Genomic DNA, 18,911 nt, shown 5'->3' on the forward strand with positions numbered 1-18,911 from the left:
CGTCGAAGAGCGCTTGATATTGTGGTCTGGAGAGAGGCGCCAACAACATGTTCGACATATCGCAGCAAATGGAAGTGTTCCCGACAACGGTCGATCTCAAGCGGATCGACCCGCCGCTCAACATGCGGCGCTTCTATCGAATGAGCGTTCAGCCGGACCTGTTTGGCGGCGCATGCCTTGTGCGGGAATGGGGCCGTATCGGGTTTCGAGGGCAGATGCTGATAGAACGGCACCCGGACGAGGGGCATGCTGTGACCGCCCTATTGAAGCTCGCAGCGACGAAGCATCGCCGAGGATACTTACGTTCGAGCTAGCTGATCCTTTGGGCTTTGATAGTCCAAGACCAGTCCCTGGGGTATCTACGCCTGGATGGTCGACTTCCAAGGCAACGTCTTGAAATTCGATTGATAATCTAGGTGTCACTCCCTAAGGTTGTCGCAGGCCCAGAAAATGGGCGCGCATAGTTACAATGCGCATTGGGATACCGGGAGGCCAGGGTGGATAGCGACAGGTCAGAACTGCGATGGGGAGTCGAGCAACGTCTCGAGTTCATAGAGTTCCGCTTGTTCTGGGAGGGGCATGTAAACCGGAGTGACCTCATGGATCAGTTCGGTGTCTCGGTCAACCAAGCGTCCACTGACCTGAATCGCTACATCGGCTTTGCACCGGCGAACATGGTCTACGACAAGAGTGCGCGGACTTATGTGCGAGGCAGTGCTTTCCAACCACAATTTCTGGAACCTGATGCCAGTCGCTATCTAGCTCAGCTACGGTCCGTGGCCGAAAACATTCTTGACCGTGAAGACTCTTGGATCGCTAATCTTCCGTCCTTTGCCTCTGCGCCGACGCCGGTCCGTGGTGTTGACCCCGTGACGCTTCGGTCCGTTGTGGGAGCGATCAGGCGATCCGAAGAGATAGAGATACGATACCAGTCCCTTTCCAGCCCAGATCCGCGATGGCGTTGGATTGCGCCTCACGCGATTGCCTTCGATGGATTTCGCTGGCACGCCCGCGCGTTTTGTCTAACCGACGAGTGTTTCAAGGATTTCCTTCTCTCCCGGATGATTGAGATTCGTGGCTCACGCGAAAGCGGGACATCGGCCGATGATGATCTCGACTGGAATTCAGAAGTCGTCCTTGAAGTGGCTCCTCATCCCGAACTGTCAGAAACGCAGGCTAAGGTCATTGCCCTCGACTACGGGATGCGTGGCGGCAGCGCGAAGATAAAGGTGCGCCGCGCGCTGCTCTATTACACGCTCAAGCGTCTTGGGCTCGACACTGCTCCATCCGCCAGGGAGCCCGAAGATCAGCAGATTGTTCTTCTGAACCGGGAGGTTGTCGATGCAAATTATTGATAACACATCGCGCCTGCTAGGGGATGACCTGAAGGATTCCATCGAACGCGGGTCACGTTTGCGGATCGCGGCATCGTGTTTTTCGATCTATGCATTCGAGGAGCTGAAATCTGAGCTATCGAAAATCGATAGTCTGCAGTTCATTTTTACGGCTCCGACTTTCGTTCCGACGGAGGTTACGGATCGCCTTCGGAAAGAGCGCCGGGAATTCTTCATCCCCAAGGCTCGGCGCGAAAGCGGCCTATATGGTACAGAATTCGAGATCCAGCTTCGCAACAAGCTAACGCAGCGAGCTGTAGCCCGCGAATGTGCAGATTGGATCCGCAAGAAGGCAAGGTTCCGCTCAAATACGAGCAAGGCGCCGATGCAGCAGTTCATGCACGTTGCAGGCTCTGACGGAGAGGTGGGGTATATGCCCATCAGCGGCTTTACCGCCGTGGATTTGGGTTACCAAAAGGGCGATGCGGTCTCAAACTTCGTCACACGTTTTGAAGACCCTGCGCATGCGAAGATGTACCTTCAACTTTTCGACCAGATCTGGTCGGACCCGGACAAGGTGAAGGACGTAACCTCTGCCATTTGCGAGCATATTGAGTCCGTCTATCAAGAGAACTCTCCTGAGCGCGTCTATTTCGCGATGCTATATAGCATTTTCCAAGACTTCCTTGATGAAGTCGACGAAGATGTTCTGCCGAACGATCTTACAGGTTATCAGGACAGCCTCGTTTGGAACAAGCTGTTCAACTATCAGAAAGATGCAGCGACCGGCATCATCAACAAGCTCGAGACATACAACGGCTGTATCCTCGCTGACTCGGTCGGCCTTGGTAAGACGTTCACTGCCTTGGCGGTGGTCAAATACTATGAGTTGCGGAATCGCTCAGTCTTGGTCCTTTGCCCCAAAAAGCTTGCAGATAACTGGCGCAACTATAATTCGAATCTGACAACAAACATTTTTGCCAAGGACAGGTTCAATTACGATGTGCTGTGCCATACCGATCTCTCACGGACGTCTGGGGAATCCTTTGGCATCCCTCTCAATCGCGTGAACTGGGGAAATTACGATCTCGTCGTGATCGACGAGTCCCATAATTTCCGGAACAACGATGTCTACAAAGACCGGGAGACGCGGTATCAAAAGCTCATGAACAAGGTCATCCGCGCGGGCGTGAAGACCAAGGTCCTGATGCTTTCCGCGACGCCGGTGAATAACAAGTTCACCGATCTCCGCAACCAGTTGGCACTGGCATACGAGGGGCAGTCGGAGGCGCTCAGCAAAAGCCTGAAGAGTCAGGCCACCATTGAGGAGATCTTCCGACGGGCTCAGACTGCATTCAACGAATGGTCCGCTCTGCCTTCGGAGGAAAGGACCGCCGCATCGATACTGAAGTCACTGGACTTTGACTTTTTCGAGCTTCTCGATGCCGTCACGATTGCCCGTTCGCGGAAGCACATCGAAACTTTCTACGACACAAAAGACATCGGAAAGTTTCCCCAGAGACGCAAACCTCTTTCACATCATCGGCCAATTACCGAGCGAACCGACGTCATGGGTTTCAACGATATCTTCTCGCAGCTTTCGGTGCTCAAGCTGGCAGTCTATGCGCCTATCAGCTACATCCTGCCGAGCCGACTGCGGAAGTATGAGGAAATCTATGACACGCAGACCGAGGGCGGTCGGGGCAAACTGAGGCAGGCCGATCGCGAGCGCAGCCTTCAGGCCCTCATGACGACCAACCTGCTGAAACGCTTGGAGAGCTCGGTTGCAGCGTTTCGTCTCACGCTTCGGTCCCTAGGTGCGAATGTTTCTCGCACGCTCGATGCCATCGAAGAATTCGAAAAGACGGGGCGCTGCGGGAGCGTAAGTGACCACCTTGCGGAGATGAGTGACTTCGATCCGGAAGATGATGATCTTTCGGGCCTCGATGAATTCACGGTCGGAAAGAAGGTGCAGATCAGTCTCGCAGACATGGACCTGCCCTCCTGGAAGCACGACCTAGCTGCCGACCTTGTCCTGATCGAAGACCTGATCGCATCAATGGAAAAGGTCAAACCGGCGGACGACGCCAAGCTCCAGCATCTGCTTGCCCTTATCAGACAGAAGGTTGATGAGCCGCTGAATCCTGGGAACAGGAAAGTGCTGATCTTCACCGCGTTCGCTGACACCGCAAATTATCTTTACGACAACCTGGCGCCATTCGCACACCAGCTCGGACTGCATGTCGGTAAGGTCACCGGTTCGGACGCCCCCAAAACCACGCTCAAGAAGTCATACGACTTCCAGAGCGTCCTGACCTTGTTTTCTCCGCGCTCGAAAGAGAAAGCCATTGTCCTGCCAACTGATCCGGCTGAGCTGGACATCCTCATCGGCACCGACTGCATCTCGGAAGGTCAGAACCTGCAGGACTGCGACTTCCTGATCAACTACGACATCCACTGGAACCCAGTACGTATCATTCAGCGTTTCGGTCGGATCGACCGGATCGGATCCCCAAACAGCCAGATTCAGCTGGTCAACTACTGGCCCGACATTACGCTCGACGAATACATCAACCTCAAGGAGCGCGTCGAAAACCGGATGGTGATCACCGACATCACCGCCACTGGCGACGATAACGTGCTCACGGCTAAGTCGAGCGACATCGCCTACCGCAAGGAACAGCTCAAGCGGCTCCAGGACGAGGTCATCGAGCTTGAGGACGTGAAGGCCGGAATATCGATCACCGATCTCGGGCTGAACGACTTCCGGATGGACCTGCTCAACTATGTCAAAGCGCATGGCGAGCTCGACAACGTGCCCTTCGGGATGCACGCCGTCGTCCCGGCGCAGCCGGAGCTGGGATTGCAGCCCGGTGTCATCTTCGCCCTGAAGAACATCCACGACAGCGTGAACGTCAACCAGCAGAACCGGCTGCACCCCTTCTACCTGGTCTACATCGACGACGAGGGCCAAATCGTCGCCGACCACACCGAGGTCAAGCGCATGCTCGACCTGATCCGATCCAGCTGCAAGGGGCGGATCGAGCCCATGCGCGATGTCTGCCGCATCTTCAACGAGCGCACCGAAGACGGGCGCAAGATGGGCCGCTATTCCGACCTGCTGTCCAGCGCGATCCGATCGATGATCGAGGTGAAGGAAGAGAAGGACATCGACAGCCTGTTCAGCGGCGGGCGAACCACGGCGCTGACCCACACCATCAAGGGGCTGGACGACTTCGAGCTGATCGCCTTCCTGGTCATCGAAGGGGGCGGCTCATGACCCTCTACGACTGGCCCCGCGCGAGCGCCTTCGGGCGCGTGATCCCCAAGAACAAGATCTACGAACACGCCGGGGCAAATACGGGCCTCAAGGACCTCTTCGTGCGCGAGGTGGATCAGATCACCTGGTCGCACAAGCTGGCGCCCGAGACGGTCAATCTGGCGGCGACCAAGCAGGTGGCCGAGATCCAAGTCTTCCGCATTACCGCACGCACCGCGACGCTCGACCGCGACGTGCTGCGCGCCATCGACAAGGCCATCCCCTTTCCCCTGATTTTCGAGGTCGCCCATGGCGGCCGCGTCAGGCTGGCCGCGGCCTACAAGCGGCCGAGCGAGGCCGACAGCGCCCGCTGGGTGGTGGGTGACTATTTCCTGGGGGACTGGCTGCCCGAGGATGCGCCGCGCGCCCCGCTACCTGTGGCGCTGAATATGGGCGCGCTGTACGAGCGGCTGCTCGAGCCGCTGGTGGCCGGGCAGACGGCTCGGTTAATCCCCGGGGCCGCATCAGGGTTTGGCGAGGCGCCTCAGGCATCCCTCACCCCTTCTGAGGCGGAGCGCCCCCTGTCGCTGGAAGAGCGCATCGCGCAGGCCGAGGCGATCAAGGCGCAGACGCGTGAGGTCGAGCGGATCACGGCGCGGCTGGGACGCGAAAGGCAATTCAACAAGCGCGTGGCGATCAATGCCGAGCTGCGCGCGGCAAAACGAGAACTTGAGCGGCTGACCGGGGCACATCCCGGAACCGCCGTAACGAATGATTGAGAGGACGAGCATGGACAAGCTGAAGATGCACAGCCCCGACCTGAGCCAGGACAACATCGCGAAGATCCGCGAGATGTTCCCCGGCTGCGTGACTGAAGCACGGGACGAGGCAACGGGGGCGGTGCGTCTGTCGGTGGATTTCGATCAGCTGCGTCAGGAGCTAAGCGACTACCTTATTGATGGTGGAGCAGAGCGATACCTGTTGAATTGGCCCGGAAAGAAGGAGGCGCTCATCATATCGAATGCCCCTGTCGGAAAGACATTGCGGCCAGCTGAAAATGAAAGTGTGGATTTCGGTTCCACTCGCAACATCTTCGTTGAAGGGGACAATGCGGATGCGTTGAAGCTCTTGCTGGAAACATACCTTGGATCTGTAAAATTTATCTACATTGATCCACCCTATAATACCGGGAATGACTTTGTTTATGACGACCGGTTTGCTCAGGGTTCGCAAAGATACCTTGAAAGTTCTCTACAGCGCGATCTGGAGGGCAATCGGCTCGTTGCAAACACAACGTCGAACGGGCGGTTCCACTCCGACTGGCTGTCGATGATCTATCCGAGGCTTCGCCTCGCAAAGAACCTTTTGTGTGAAGATGGAGTCATTGCGATAAGCATTGATGACGAGGAAGTAAGTAACCTCCGGAACGTATGTGATGAGGTGTTCGGCAGAGAAAACTTCGTTGCCCAATTCATCTGGAAGTCTCGCGTTAGTGAAGACACGCGGGCGACAACGGGCGTCTCAACAGATCACGAATATATAGTATGCTACGCGCGAACCGACTCCGCTCGGTTTCGTGGATCTGAAAAAGACGTCGATAAGTTCTCTAATCCTGACAATGATCCGCGAGGCCCTTGGCGATCTGCAGACCTCACCGGGCTCGCCACAAAAGAAGCTCGACCGAATCTGCACTACGATCTCATCGATCCTGAAACAGGCATAAACTATGGTTGCCCTCCTAAAGGATGGCGCTATGAACCTTCGACAATGCAGCAGAAGATTGAAGAAGGGCGAATTCTTTTTCCTTCTAGTGCTGACGGGCGCCCTCGTCACAAGTTGTTCCTCAAGGAAATGAGGAGCCTCTTCAAGAACATCTCTACTGTGTTGAGTGGGTTCAGCACAGCGGATGGAACAAGAGAGGTGAATTCTTTGATGGGAGGGGTTGCCTTTACCTTCCCCAAGCCAACGGCGCTCATTCAGCTGTTCCTAGAACAACTTACCGAGGAAAACGACATCGTAATGGATTTCTTTGCGGGATCAGGAACCACGGCAGATGCCGTGTTTCGGCAAAGCTCCCTCGATGGAAAGTCGCGACAGTTCATCTTGGTCCAGCTTCCCGAAGCTCTTGATCGCGAGAACTCTGCTCAAGGCGCCGCTGCGGAACTCTGCGACAAGCTCGGGGTCGCAAGAAACATCGCTGAACTCTCGAAGGAGCGGATCCGACGTGCCGGAAAGAGGATCATCGAGGGCGAAACCCACCCCGACTGGAACCGCGATGTCGGCTTCCGGGTGCTGAAGGTCGACACCTCGAACATGAAGGACGTCTACTACCGCCCGGATGAGCTGAAGCAGTCCGACCTGCTCGACATGGTCGACAACGTGAAGGAAGACCGCACGGCCGAAGACCTGCTGTTCCAGGTGCTGGTCGATTGGGGCGTGGACCTGACGCTCCCCATCCGCCGCGAGACGGTGCAGGGCAAAACCGTGTTCTTCGTTGACGACAACGCCCTTGTCGCCTGCTTCGACCGCGGCATCAGTGAGAATCTGGTGAAAGAGCTGGCGGGGCACGAGCCCCTGCGCGTCGTCTTTCGCGACAACGGGTTCGTGTCGGACGCGGTGAAGATCAACGTGACCCAGATCTTCCGTCAGCTTTCGCCCAGCACCGAAGTCAAAGCGATCTGAGGCCGACCATGAAACTCAAATTCAAGGTCCAGCCCTATCAGACCAATGCCGTCAACGACGTGGTCGACTGCTTCGCCGGGCAGCCCATGACCGCTGGCCTGACCTATCGCATCGACCCCGGCTCTCAAAAGGCGAACCAAACAGGCTATAAGGGCACTGTGCAGGCCTTCGAGGAAGGCTTCAAGAACGCCGACTTCGCGCTGACCGACGCGCAGATCTTGGAGAACATCCAGAAGGTTCAGCAACGCCAGAACCTGCCCGTCACGCAGTCCCTGACGGAATTCACGACCCTTAATGCGCGGAGCGAACGTGGCCCCGTGGCCGCGACCTACAAGCGCGACGCGCTGGCCGCGACACGCGTTCATCTGGACGTCGAGATGGAGACCGGTACGGGCAAGACCTACTGCTACATCAAGACCATCTTCGAGATGAACAAGTGCTACGGCTGGTCGAAGTTCATCATCATGGTGCCGTCGATCGCGATCCGCGAAGGGGTCTACAAGTCGCTGCAGATCACGGCGGACCATTTCACCGAAAGCTACGGCAAGAAGGCGCGGTTCTTCATCTACAACTCCAAGCGCCTGCATGAGTTGGAGAGCTTTTCGTCCGACGCTGGGATCAACGTGATGGTGATCAACATCCAGGCGTTTGCGTCGCGCGGAGCTGACAATCGGCGGATTTACGACGAGCTGGACGACTTCCAGTCGCGCAAGCCCATCGATGTGATCGCCTCGAACCGGCCAATCCTGATCCTGGACGAGCCGCAGAAGATGGAAGGCGCAGCGACCATGGAGGCGTTGCCGAAGTTCAAGCCGCTGTTCATCATGCGCTATTCGGCCACCCACCGCACGCAGCACAATCGCGTTCACCGGCTGGATGCGCTGGACGCCTACAACCAGAAACTGGTGAAGAAGATCGCGGTGCGTGGTATCCAGACCCGTGGTCTCGCCGGCACCAATGCGTACCTATACCTCGAAGGCATCGACATCTCGAAAAAAGCCCCCGTGGCGCGGATCGAGCTGGAGGTGAAGCTGAAGTCGGGCGAGATCAAGCGCCAGCTGCGGCGGCTCGAGTTCCGCGACGACTTGTTCGTGGAGTCTGGCGAGCTGGATCAGTACCGCGGCTTCACGATCAGCCAGATCGACGCCGTCAACGACACGGTCGAATTCACCAACGGGGAAGTGCTGAAGGCTGGTGAGGCCAACGGCGATGTCTCCGAGCGCGACATCCGCCGTATCCAGATCCGCGAGACGATCAAGGCGCACCTGGACAAGGAAAAGCAGCTGTTCGCACAGAGCATCAAGGTCCTGTCGCTGTTCTTCATCGACGAGGTGGTGAAATACCGTGACTACGACCAGGCCGACGAGAAAGGCGAATATGCTCGGGTCTTCGAGGAAGAGTACGAGTTGCTGAAGGCCGAGTATCTATCGGAGCTCGCAATCGACAACGAGGCGTACCGGAAATATCTCGAGGGCATCGCTTCGGCCAAAACCCACAACGGGTACTTCTCGATCGACAAGAAGACGAACCGCCTCAAAGATCCTGCTGTTGGTGCCCGCTCTGTCGATTCCGACGATGTGGATGCCTACGACCTGATCCTCAAGGACAAGGAACGCCTTCTTTCCTTCGCCGAACCCACTCGATTCATCTTCTCGCACTCGGCGCTGCGTGAAGGCTGGGACAACCCGAACGTTTTTGTCATGTGCATGCTGAAGCACAGCGATAACACCATATCCCGGCGCCAGGAAGTGGGGCGTGGCCTACGGCTGAGCGTCGACCAACACGGCGACAGGATGGATCACCCAGCTGTGGTGCATGACATCAACGTGCTGACTGTGGTGGCGAGCGAGAGCTACAAGGATTTCGTGGCCGGGCTCCAGCAGGAGATTGCGGAGACCCTCTCGTCGCGCCCGAGGCAGGCAACCGAGGAGTACTTCACCGGCAAGACGCTCTCCACCGAGCAGGGTAGCGTTGAAGTTACTGCAGCGATGGCGAAGCAAATCTACCGCTATCTGGTGAAGAATGATTACACCGACGATACGGACCAGATCTCTGCCGCCTATCACAAAGCAAAGGCCGAGGGAAAACTGGCCGATCTTCCCGACGACTTGAAGCCGCATGCGGAACAGGTGTTCCAGCTCATCGATAGCGTCTTCAGCGACGCGCAATTGCCCAAAGTCGATGACGGCCGTAAACCCAAGACCAATCCTCTGAATGCGAATTTCGAGAAGAAAGAGTTCCAAGAGCTTTGGACTCGTATCAACCGGAAGGCGGTCTACCGGGTCGAGTTCGACTCGGCTGAGCTGATCCGCAAATGCGTCAGCGCGCTGGATAGCCAGTTGCGGGTTACCCCGTTGCAGTACACGGTTCAAATCGGCGTGCAGAACGATGGATTGACCGATGGCCAACTGCGTAGCGGCGACGGCTTCAAGGTCACGAACACGACCACCAGTCATGGCGGTTCTGTCCACTCCCTAGTGAAGTATGATCTCGTGGGCAAAGTAGCCGAGAACGCTCAACTGACCCGAGACACTGCAGCGTCCATTCTGGGCCAAATCACACCGGCGGTTTTCGAGCAATTCACCAAGAACCCCGAACATTTCATCGCCGAAGCGTCGCGTATCGTTGCTGAACAGAAGGCCACGATGGTGATCGAGCGCCTAGCCTATGATGAAGTCGACGAGCGGTACGACGTGGATATTTTCACTGCCAACCAGACCGGCCAAGATTTCTCGCGGGCAACGGCAAAGCTCAAGAACCATGTCTATGACTACGCGATCACGGATTCCGACGTGGAAAAAGCGTTCGTGCAGGAGCTGGATACAAGCAGCGAAGTCGTAGTTTACGCGAAGCTGCCGCGTGGCTTCCTGATCCCAACTCCGGTCGGCGACTATAACCCAGATTGGGCAATTTCCTTCAAAGCTGGCAGTGTGCGGCACATCTATTTCGTTGCTGAGACCAAGGGCACGATGTCATCGATGAAGTTGCGCGAAATCGAGAAGACGAAAATCGAGTGCGCCCGAAAGTTCTTCGACGAGATCAGCGAGCGTGTTGCTCCTGACAGGGTTAAGTATGATGTGGTTACGGACTATTCGAAACTCATGGATATTGTCGGGCGACCTGTGTGATGATTTTCGGATTCAGGTTCAGCCAGTACCTCGTATGGCGTCTCTCACCGGTCCTGCTGAGCGCACCTTTCTCGACCAGATCCTGCAGATCGCGGGTTGCGGTTGCGCGTGAAGTTCCGGTGATCTTGAGATAGTTGTCGGCGCTGAGGCCGCCTTTGAAACCGCCAGGGCCTTCCCGAAACATTCGAGCGATGGCCTTGGCCTGACGTTCGTTCAACTGGTCCCTGTGACGATCGTAGAAGTGTGCCTTGCTGATGAAGAAGCCGACGCGGTCGAGTGTTGCCTGTTGGGCCTTCAAGACAACTTCTGCGAACCAGACGAGCCAATCGGTCACGTCGAGCGTTTTTTGATGCTGCTCGAGCTGGTCGTAGTAAGCCTTGCGCTCCTTCTCGATGGTGAAGGCGAGCGAGATGAGGGTCGGCTGGCCAATGTTCTGCGCCAGCGACTTTTCAGCGAGGGCGCGACCCAGGCGGCCGTTGCCGTCTTCGAATGGGTGGATGCTCTCGAAATAGAGGTGGCTTAGCCCTGCGCGCGTCAGCGCTGGAAGCGGCTCTGCTCCCCCGGGCCCGGTCTTGTTGAACCAATTCGCGTATCGCTCCATCTCAGGCATCACCCGCTCTGAAGCCGGCGCTTCGAAGTGGATCGTCGGCCGGTCAAGGCGGCCGGAAACGATTTGCATCGCCTCGGCGTGTTGTCGGTAGGCCCCGATGGTTTCCAACCGACGGTCATGGGACAGGAGCATCCGATGCCAGCGGTACAGTGTCTCATGGGTCAGCGGCTCTGCAAAACTGGAATAGACATCGACCATCATTTCCGCGACGCCCTGTTCGCGCGGCTTGGCAGGGTAGCTGTCCGGATCGAGGCCCAGATGGCGGCGCAACGAAGATTGCACACTGAGCCGATCGAGGATTTCACCCTCGATGGCGCTCGTCTGCATCGCTTCCTCGCTGAGCAGTTCGACGCGGAGTTGCTCGCGCTCCGGCTGGCTGACATGATGGACCGCGCCGAGGATTTCTCCGGACGACAGCAGAAACGTCTGCTCGAACGGCTCCAGAGCGGAGGCGTCATACCGGGAATCCGGCCAATCGGGCAGCGTCCAGTTCCAAGCCATGAGTTATAGACATCCTTTCTATAACTCATATTTAGATCACTTCTGAGGCATAGAAGTCAACTCTATCGCTCAAAGGACCTGCGGGATGGGGTGACCCACAAAACGACGCGAGGCCTTGAGCTATGCCTTTTCAAGGTGCGTCAGATCTTGCTGACGCGGTCTGGGGGTCTTCGGATCGGCGGGGTTCTGTTCCGGCGCTTGAATGAATGGTTCATAGCGAACGTTCGCCATGGCGCGGTCGAACCAGGCAGGCTGCACGTCGCCATTGTTCCATTGGTACAGGTAGCCAACCAGATTTTCAGATGTCTTGCAGAGGATGCGCATGATCGGTTCGCCAGTCAGGCGGGGCTTCGTATTCATAATGCGTTCCTCCTAAATGGACCTCGCAACTCGTCACTACTGAGGTCTGAAATTCCTGTTAGCTGGTGTTAGGACTAGGTTTCTGCAACTGCAAGATGAACTGTTCCCTGTGGGCATAAATCCACCGGCGAAATGCAAGTTGTCTTTTTAGATAGGTGCCTTACGGTTCATGCTGCGATGCAGCACGAACAGCAATTTCTTCCAAAATTCTGTCGATCTCGCCCCATATGCGTGGTTCCACCTGGCCGCGGATCAGGGCCCATTTACTCAAGACGTCGAGGGGGTCGTGGTCCCGAAGGAGCATACTCAGGCTGGCCGCATCGACTGCCAGAGATGTCCGGGCCTGCCACTGCGTGTTTCGAGTGCGTCGCTCCTCCGCGACTGGGGCGAAGACCGGCGACAGTTGCCAGCCTTTGACTGCACGGCGCAGGGCGGCACGCACCACATGTGCTGGCTCAACACCACAAGTCTGCAGCGCTGCTTCCTGTCGTTCGAGTGCGTTGACCCTGATGTCGATCTTCCGGGTCGGGCTCAATGCGCGCGCCGATACGGGAGCTCTCAGGCTGGTATGCGGGTCAGAGCTTTCCGCGGTGACTTGGTGCGGCGCCACGGCACCTTCTGGCACACGCTCTGACTCGTGCCGATCAGCGTCAACGTCAGCGGCTGGGGTCCCAGTCTTTGTTGCTGTGACCTGTGCCTCATCTTCCTTCCCGGGAACCTCGCGGTCACCCTGTTGCAGGGTGGCGGCGTAGGCTGGGTCGGGCCTGGTGATGGTCGGGATCTTCTTGCGCAATCGACTGTCCTCACGCAGCAAGAATATTGTTGAGGATGTCCGTCGCCTCCTCGAGCGCCTCGACGACATGACGTACATGTGGACGCATCAGAGGGTTTGGATCAGATTGCTTTTCCAGCGCCAAGGCGTGGAGAAGCCCCTTCTGATCCATCTCCTTGTAAGTGTTTCGTCGCATCATGACGGTCTCAATCACCGGAAAACGGGTGAGCGCTTCTTCAATCAGGGCCGCGTCAGCACGGGTCGTTTTCGGGTCAACCATGTTGAGGACGACGTGGTGGCGCGGAAGGCTGGAGGGGTCGTCAACGCGGGATTTCAGTTTCTCAAACCAATCAGCTGTCTGCGCTCCGACATCGAAATCAGACGTCGACAGCATGACGGGCGTCACGATGTGGTCCGCAAGCACCGCGATGCCGTCTGACCATTCGGCACCGACCCCTGCGGTATCGATGAAGATGAAGTCTGCCGTGCCTGCCATGTAGACCTGATCGATCTGATCCTCGACACCCGCCACGCTTTCGACGGTGGCCGAGCAGAGAAGCGGCGAACTCAGCCCACCGGCTTCCGCCCGAGCATGCCAGGCCCCGAGTACCCTCGTGCTGTCCGTGTCGATCAACATCACTCTGCGTCCGGCGGCGATCGCGGCACTGATCAAGGCGCGCGAAAGCGTCGTTTTTCCACTGCCCCCTTTCCGGGCCATCGCTGCGACCACCACAAGATTTTCGTTCGGCATTCTGATCCTCCGCAAAAATAGTGAAACGCAACGATAATACCAAAATGTCGCTAAACGCATGAGGCGGAGGGGTCAAGCAGAAGTCGGGATGCGACCCGCGTTTGGCATGCAGCGGGCGGCGTTGTGCGATGACCGTGCGACGTCTGCCGTGGCGCCTTCAGCATTCGTCGCGGGGCACCGCACACCCTCCAAATGTCGGGATGCGCTCGGCGATGTACTGCGGACGGAATGCAGGTGACGGATAGCGCGCTCCAGACGACGGGAGGCAGTCTCGCGTATGTCGTTCTGCGGGTGACGCGAGACGGTCAGCACGCAGCAAAACCCGTCTTGCGGGGTGCAAGAGACGGGGTGCAAAAGACGCGATGCGCGATGCGGGGACCGCATCGCGTGGTGCAATGAGCGCGAAGCGCGATCCATTTGACTAAGGACGGGAAATCGCCCCTACAGGGCGATTTTCTACATTGAGTACAAGCCCTTATGGCCGACTTCACTTGCGTTGGGAGTCGGCGGGCTTGTACGAAGTTGGCAAGAAATAGGAACGTTAACTTCAAAATGCCCCGCCGTCGTAGACTGTCAGAGATCGAGCGATCGACCATCGCCCAGGACCGCCGGAACGGCGTCTCCGCGGCGTCATTGGCCGCGCGCTACGATGTCAGCCTGAAGACGATCTACAACGTGGTGAACCACCGGGATGAGCGTCAGACAGCGAACGGCAGCCGATCGCGGGTTGTGGGGATCCGGGTCTCGGACGACGACCTGCGCCGGTTCGACGCGGCGCTGTCGCGGCGCGGGATTGCGCACCGCTCGGATGCCATGCGCCGCCTGATGCTGGCGGCCGAAGGTGTCTTCCTGCCCGACGACGAGATGTGTGACGAGTTGCGCAATCTCGGCGCCGCGCTCAACCGGGTCGGCAACAATGTGAACCAGATCGCGCGACGTCTGAACGAGGCCAAGCTGCGGGGCGAGAGACTGTCCTACCCGGCCTCAAGGCACCGTGACGTCCGCGCCCTTGCGGGTCTGGTCTTCGATCTGGCCGACCAGGTCCAGGAGATGTCGCGTGCGCGGCGCAGCGTGCTGGACCTTGAGATCAGCTCTGCCCTGGCGGACCTCGCCGAGAGGGATGAAAATGGAGCGGAGTGACCGGGTCCGTGGCATCGACCCGGCGCTATTTGACCGCGGCTGGAGCCGGGTTTCGGGATCCTGGCAGGGGCTTTCCAAGGGCGCGCAGATGGTTCGGGCCGCGCGCGGCTATTCGCCAGCGATCTTCAAGGCTATCTCGAAAGGGGGCTGCCACACCGGGGCGCAGCTACGGGCTCAGCTCACATATCTCACGACGAAGTCGACCCATATCCTCGACAGTCGCGGCACCCATGACGGGAAGAAGCAGCTCTCGGAAGCCGAGATCAACCGAGTGGCGCGGCGGTTCGAGAACCAGTGGAACGAGCGCTACAGCCCCAAGCTTGGCCATACGTCGCATCTCCTGATGGCATTCCCGGTTGGGACCAGGGGTGAAGAGGTGCGCGATATCACCCAGGCGGTCTGCGAGAAGTTCTTTCAAGGTGAGGGGTCGCAATTCGACTATATTGCTGCAATACACCAAGATCGCGCGCATCCACATGCGCATATCGTTCTGAACCGCCGCAGCAAGGATGGCGAAATGTTCTTTCTCGGGAAGGATCATCACTTCAACTACGACGCCTTTCGCGAGGCGATGGTCGAAGCGGCTAGAGGACATGGGATCCGCCTTGAGGCGACGCGTCGTCTGGATCGCGGCGTCACGACCTACCGCGCCGAGATCGATGAAATCTACAAGGCTCGCGACGAAGGTCGTCCCCCAGTCGAGCGCCAGAGAACCGGTGCTGACCTGGCGGCCGCTCTGGAAACCGTCCGGCACAACGCTTTGATCTATCGCGGGCTCGCGGCGGAGGCGTCCCGTTCGAATTTCGAAGACGTGTCCGAGGCGCTCGAGAGGGCCAGCACCATCCTTGCCAGAGGCGGTCAGATTCAATCTGACGGAGCCATCTACATGTCCCAAGACGAAGCAGCGTTCGACACGCTGATCACCGAGTTTTCTCAGAACATTCGCCAGATCGAGGCGGCGATCGACAGGGCGCCGGCGGCCGAGAGGCCGGTGATCGAGCGCAAGCTGACCGACGTTCTGGCCTCGGTCGCGCATTTGAACCCGCTCGGGGATCGCTCCGCCGCCCTGGTCGATGCCCCATCCCGGGACGGCATCTATGCAAGGCCGAACTTAAGTGAAGAACACCTCGCGTGTCTTGACGATGGAGAGGTGGCACCAAAGCTGGCCGAGGCGTTGCAAGGCACGGGCATCGATGCCGAGGCTGTGGCAGCGCGCCTGCGGGAGGGGGCAGGCAATGCCGCATTGGAGCGCCAGTGGCTGGCACAGGATCTGCAAGGGATTGCCAAAGCAAGCGACCTCGATCTGGAGAAATCTGTGGACCGGGAAGAAGCGCTCGACCGGCTGGAAGCCGTGCATGTTCGGCTGGGCGATGTTTTGACAGACGTACGCGTCCTGCGCGCGCCAACCGAGGTCGACGAGGTGGATGACGCTGAGGCAGCGCTTGGTGAGCGGTTGACGACACCTGGGAGCGATCTCGCGCAAGATGGGTCCGACATCTTTGCCCCATCGGAGCGGCAGGCGTTCAGAGCGCTGGTGGCGCAGTTCCGCCGGACGGATTTCGATCATCCGTTCTCCGACGACCCGTCCGTCCGGCGGGCGGGCGCTGTGGAGGTTGAAGAGGCCCGCGCCGCGTTCGACGCCTACGCGCAGAAATCGCCGCAGCATTCTGAACTGGCCTCGATGGCTTGGGACCAGGCGACTGACAGTCGAATGCCGCAGCAATATGCGGTATCTGAGCAGGACCGCACGTTGCACGCTGGCGACATGGACCTCGCCTTGCGGGATCCCTCGGATCATCTCGGTCCGATCACCGAAGAAGTCCGCACCCTCGCCCGCTATCGCACGGAGATGCCGGATGATGAATTCGGGCAGGCCGTCCAGGACGAAATCAATCACCTTCGTTCGCTCGGCGCGTCGCGGGCCTATATCAGCGAGCGCAGTTTCGAGATCGAGGACCAGGCGCGACAAGACTACGCCGAGCGCCGGTATCTGGAGGAGACCGCGCCAACGGTCATGGCCTTTGTGCGGAACGCCGACGCCGGAGATCCGATATCCGAGGCAGAGCGAAATGACATCGTCCGGCAGGTCAACGAACGGCTAAGCCCCGACGCAATCGACGCACTGCGGGCCGGTAACGCGGATGTCCTGGACAAATTCACCCAGGATCCGCTGCGACAGCTGGAACTTGCCAAGACCTATCTCCAGAGCAGCGAGGTCACTGCGCACGGCCCGGCGATGGAGCGCGTTCTCGATGCATTGGCGGAAGAACAGATAGAGGCGCAGCGCGCACGCCACGCTGCGGCAGATGGCGAGAAGGGGATCACCCATGGATAAAGGCAAGATTGCCCTCGGAGTGTTGAGCCTCGTGCTGGTCGGTCTCGCCATGGGCTATGTCGTGGCGACCGGCTTTGTCATGTTCCGCTATGGGCTTTCTCCCACCCGTTTCGACGTCACCCTGCTTGCCCGCGAATACCGGGGTCTGTCTCAGTCCGCACCAAAAGACTTCCTCTGGGTGAACCTCATCCTCGGTGGCTTCGGCCTGGCATCGCTGATGCTGAGCGTTACGCTTCTGGGGGATGCATTGACCCGCTTCGGGACGACGCATTGGCAGACCCGCAGCGAGATGAAGAGGAACGGCTTCTTTGCCAAGCCCGGTGGTGGCTTCCTTCTGGGCAAGCTCGGCTCCCCGAAATCCAGGCGCCCATTCCTTGTCTCAAAAACCTTCCCCCACGCGCTGATCGTGGCGCCGACAGGCCGGGGCAAGGGTGTGGGGTTCGTGATCCCGAACCTGCTAACCTACAAGGGCTCGGCCGTGGTGCTCGACGTGAAAGGCGAGAACTTCCGCGAGACCTCGCGCTTCCGCGCCAGCATGGGGGACAAGGTTTTCCGCTTCGCGCCGACCGACTGGGACCGACCGACACATCGCTATAATCCGCTGGCGCGCATTGCTGCCATGACCAACCCCGACCGGCAGCAGATGGAGCTTAAACTCACCGCGAAGCTCTTCCTGCAGACCGACAATGAAAAGCTGAGCGGGCTTTTAGCCGGGGGTATCGACCTCTTCGTAGCGGCCGGTCTTCTGGCCTTCGAGCGCGGCGTTCCGACCATCGGCGAGATTTACCGCATCACAGCCTCGGGGGGCGACAAGCAGAAGGAATACCTGAAGCGTTCGCAGGAGGTGAAGAACAAGTCGGCCAAACTGATCTTCGAGCGTATGGCATCGACCAACAACGACACCCTCACTTCCTACCTCTCCCTCCTGATGACATCGGGTCTCGACACTTGGGACAACCGCGCGATCGACGCGGCCACCGCGACCTCTGACTTCTCATTCCGGGATATCCGCCGCCGCCCACATGCGATCTATCTTGTGGTCGAATCCGAGATGATCCGCCCGCTTGCCCCGCTGATCCGCCTCTTCTTTTCGGACCTGATTGCCTCGCTGCAGGCGCGGGAACCCGGCGATGACGAGCCGTGGCCGGTCATGATCTTGCTCGACGAGTTCGACCGGCTCGGCAAAATGCCGATCGTCGCCGAGAGCATCAAAACTCTGCGCTCCTTCGGCGGCAACCTCGCCATTGTCACCCAGACCATTCCGGCGCTGGACGAGATATATGGTGAGAACACCCGCCGGTCGCTTCAGGGCGGCGCCGGAGTGAAGCTCTACCTCACCCCGTCCGAGCAGAAGACAATCGAGGAGCTGAGCCAAGCTGTCGGCAAGACCACCAAACGCGTGGTGACGCGCTCCCGCGCGGTCGGGCGCAATCCGTTCGAAGGGCGCAGCGTTTCGGAGAGGACAGAAGATACCCCGCTTCTGACAGAGGATGAGGCCCGGCGCATGGACCTCGACGAGGTCATCCTTGTGATCGACGCGCAGATGCCGATCCGCGCGAGAAGGGTGAAGTATTTCGAGGACCCGGCTTTGAAGGTGCTGCACGCCGGGCAGTCGGGGAGTTTCCCGTATCCGGACGAGGATGGACTGCGGCGGGATCGGCAGATGTCTGAGACCCGGGAAACGGTGGAAAGGTTGAAGCAGGAACTGCAGGAAGTGCGGGCGGCTGCGGGACCGCGGGAAGTAGGTACGAACGTGCCGAACACTTTGACGATGGGTCCTGTCTGTTCAGGGAGATCACGTGGCCGTGCCGCTCGCGCTGCTGCGAGCGGCGGTGGCCAGGGTCAGCTGTCTCTCGATATCGAGGGGTTGGGAATTTCGAGCACGAACCGGACAGAACTGGCTTCGGCAATTCAAACAACGAGAGCAATCATTGCGGAGCACGGATGAGCCGCCATTCGTCGGTTTTTTGAAAGGAGTCACTGCCCTCGATCGAGTTTTTCTGGTGGTTGAGACCCGCTTAGTCCGTGCTCTCCCAAGA

At 58.6% G+C, this 18,911-nt stretch carries 13 protein-coding genes; 9 read left to right on the plus strand and 4 right to left on the minus strand.

The window, feature by feature from the left end:
- Positions 1-47 precede the first annotated feature (47 nt).
- From BW949_RS14320 to BW949_RS14345, 6 genes are all read left to right on the plus strand, one after another.
- Entirely contained in the window at positions 48-314 is a 267-nt protein-coding gene (locus BW949_RS14320) for a WGR domain-containing protein (protein ID WP_076367289.1), read from the plus strand.
- A 183-nt stretch (positions 315-497) separates the two neighbouring features.
- Positions 498-1,355 carry a BrxR family helix-turn-helix transcriptional regulator gene (locus tag BW949_RS14325; RefSeq protein WP_076367408.1) on the plus strand — a complete coding sequence of 286 codons (858 nt, stop codon included), beginning with the start codon at positions 498-500 and terminating at the stop codon, positions 1,353-1,355.
- Positions 1,342-4,614, plus strand: coding sequence for a helicase-related protein (locus BW949_RS14330; RefSeq protein ID WP_076367291.1), 3,273 nt, complete (start codon positions 1,342-1,344; stop codon positions 4,612-4,614). The genes BW949_RS14325 and BW949_RS14330 overlap by 14 nt, the downstream gene beginning before the upstream one ends.
- On the plus strand, positions 4,611-5,372 hold the full coding sequence (locus BW949_RS14335; protein ID WP_076367293.1) for a DUF4391 domain-containing protein: 762 nt from the start codon (positions 4,611-4,613) through the stop codon (positions 5,370-5,372). The genes BW949_RS14330 and BW949_RS14335 overlap by 4 nt, the downstream gene beginning before the upstream one ends.
- Positions 5,373-5,382: 10 nt before the next feature.
- On the plus strand, positions 5,383-7,275 hold the full coding sequence (locus tag BW949_RS14340; protein WP_076367295.1) for a site-specific DNA-methyltransferase: 1,893 nt from the start codon (positions 5,383-5,385) through the stop codon (positions 7,273-7,275).
- Between the two features lie 8 nt (positions 7,276-7,283).
- Positions 7,284-10,403: a type III restriction-modification system endonuclease gene (locus BW949_RS14345; RefSeq protein WP_076367297.1), complete on the plus strand. Its 3,120-nt coding sequence runs from the start codon at positions 7,284-7,286 to the stop codon at positions 10,401-10,403.
- Here BW949_RS14345 and BW949_RS14350 read toward each other — a convergent pair.
- The 4 genes from BW949_RS14350 to BW949_RS14365 form a co-directional block, all read right to left on the minus strand.
- Positions 10,375-11,514 (minus strand): Fic family protein, encoded by a 1,140-nt coding sequence (locus BW949_RS14350; RefSeq protein WP_076367299.1) that lies wholly within the window; start codon positions 11,512-11,514, stop codon positions 10,375-10,377. The genes BW949_RS14345 and BW949_RS14350 overlap by 29 nt on opposite strands.
- A gap of 120 nt (positions 11,515-11,634) precedes the next feature.
- A complete protein-coding gene (locus BW949_RS14355; RefSeq protein WP_076367301.1) occupies positions 11,635-11,874 on the minus strand; it encodes a hypothetical protein in 240 nt (79 codons plus the stop codon).
- Between the two features lie 160 nt (positions 11,875-12,034).
- Positions 12,035-12,667, minus strand: coding sequence for a hypothetical protein (locus BW949_RS14360; protein WP_076367303.1), 633 nt, complete (start codon positions 12,665-12,667; stop codon positions 12,035-12,037).
- Between the two features lie 10 nt (positions 12,668-12,677).
- Positions 12,678-13,397, minus strand: coding sequence for a nucleotide-binding protein (locus BW949_RS14365; RefSeq protein WP_008336065.1), 720 nt, complete (start codon positions 13,395-13,397; stop codon positions 12,678-12,680).
- Positions 13,398-13,949: 552 nt separating this feature from the next.
- Between BW949_RS14365 and mobC the strand changes: the two genes are divergently transcribed.
- From mobC to BW949_RS14380, 3 genes are read left to right on the plus strand one after another with little or no spacing between them, the layout of a single operon-like run.
- Positions 13,950-14,537: a plasmid mobilization relaxosome protein MobC gene (gene mobC, locus BW949_RS14370; RefSeq protein WP_076367306.1), complete on the plus strand. Its 588-nt coding sequence runs from the start codon at positions 13,950-13,952 to the stop codon at positions 14,535-14,537.
- Positions 14,524-16,872: a relaxase/mobilization nuclease domain-containing protein gene (locus BW949_RS14375; protein WP_076367308.1), complete on the plus strand. Its 2,349-nt coding sequence runs from the start codon at positions 14,524-14,526 to the stop codon at positions 16,870-16,872. The genes mobC and BW949_RS14375 overlap by 14 nt, the downstream gene beginning before the upstream one ends.
- Complete coding sequence (locus BW949_RS14380) at positions 16,865-18,820, plus strand: type IV secretory system conjugative DNA transfer family protein (RefSeq protein ID WP_076367310.1); 1,956 nt, start codon at positions 16,865-16,867, stop codon at positions 18,818-18,820. The genes BW949_RS14375 and BW949_RS14380 overlap by 8 nt, the downstream gene beginning before the upstream one ends.
- The last annotated feature ends 91 nt before the right edge of the window (positions 18,821-18,911 follow it).

The sequence above is a fragment of the Phaeovulum vinaykumarii genome (assembly GCF_900156695.1).
Taxonomy (GTDB): Bacteria; Pseudomonadota; Alphaproteobacteria; order Rhodobacterales; family Rhodobacteraceae; genus Bieblia_A; species Bieblia_A vinaykumarii.

What these genes read in the sequence shown, in the direction of transcription:
- BW949_RS14320 (WP_076367289.1), top strand. Translation starts at nt 48, where the DNA reads ATGTTCGACATATCGCAGCAAATGGAAGTGTTCCCGACAACGGTCGAT.
- BW949_RS14330 (WP_076367291.1), top strand. Translation starts at nt 1,342, where the DNA reads ATGCAAATTATTGATAACACATCGCGCCTGCTAGGGGATGACCTGAAG.
- BW949_RS14335 (WP_076367293.1), top strand. Translation starts at nt 4,611, where the DNA reads ATGACCCTCTACGACTGGCCCCGCGCGAGCGCCTTCGGGCGCGTGATC.
- BW949_RS14340 (WP_076367295.1), top strand. Translation starts at nt 5,383, where the DNA reads ATGGACAAGCTGAAGATGCACAGCCCCGACCTGAGCCAGGACAACATC.
- BW949_RS14345 (WP_076367297.1), top strand. Translation starts at nt 7,284, where the DNA reads ATGAAACTCAAATTCAAGGTCCAGCCCTATCAGACCAATGCCGTCAAC.
- BW949_RS14350 (WP_076367299.1), bottom strand. Translation starts at nt 11,514, where the DNA reads ATGGCTTGGAACTGGACGCTGCCCGATTGGCCGGATTCCCGGTATGAC.
- BW949_RS14355 (WP_076367301.1), bottom strand. Translation starts at nt 11,874, where the DNA reads ATGAATACGAAGCCCCGCCTGACTGGCGAACCGATCATGCGCATCCTC.
- BW949_RS14365 (WP_008336065.1), bottom strand. Translation starts at nt 13,397, where the DNA reads ATGCCGAACGAAAATCTTGTGGTGGTCGCAGCGATGGCCCGGAAAGGG.
- mobC (WP_076367306.1), top strand. Translation starts at nt 13,950, where the DNA reads ATGCCCCGCCGTCGTAGACTGTCAGAGATCGAGCGATCGACCATCGCC.
- BW949_RS14375 (WP_076367308.1), top strand. Translation starts at nt 14,524, where the DNA reads ATGGAGCGGAGTGACCGGGTCCGTGGCATCGACCCGGCGCTATTTGAC.
- BW949_RS14380 (WP_076367310.1), top strand. Translation starts at nt 16,865, where the DNA reads ATGGATAAAGGCAAGATTGCCCTCGGAGTGTTGAGCCTCGTGCTGGTC.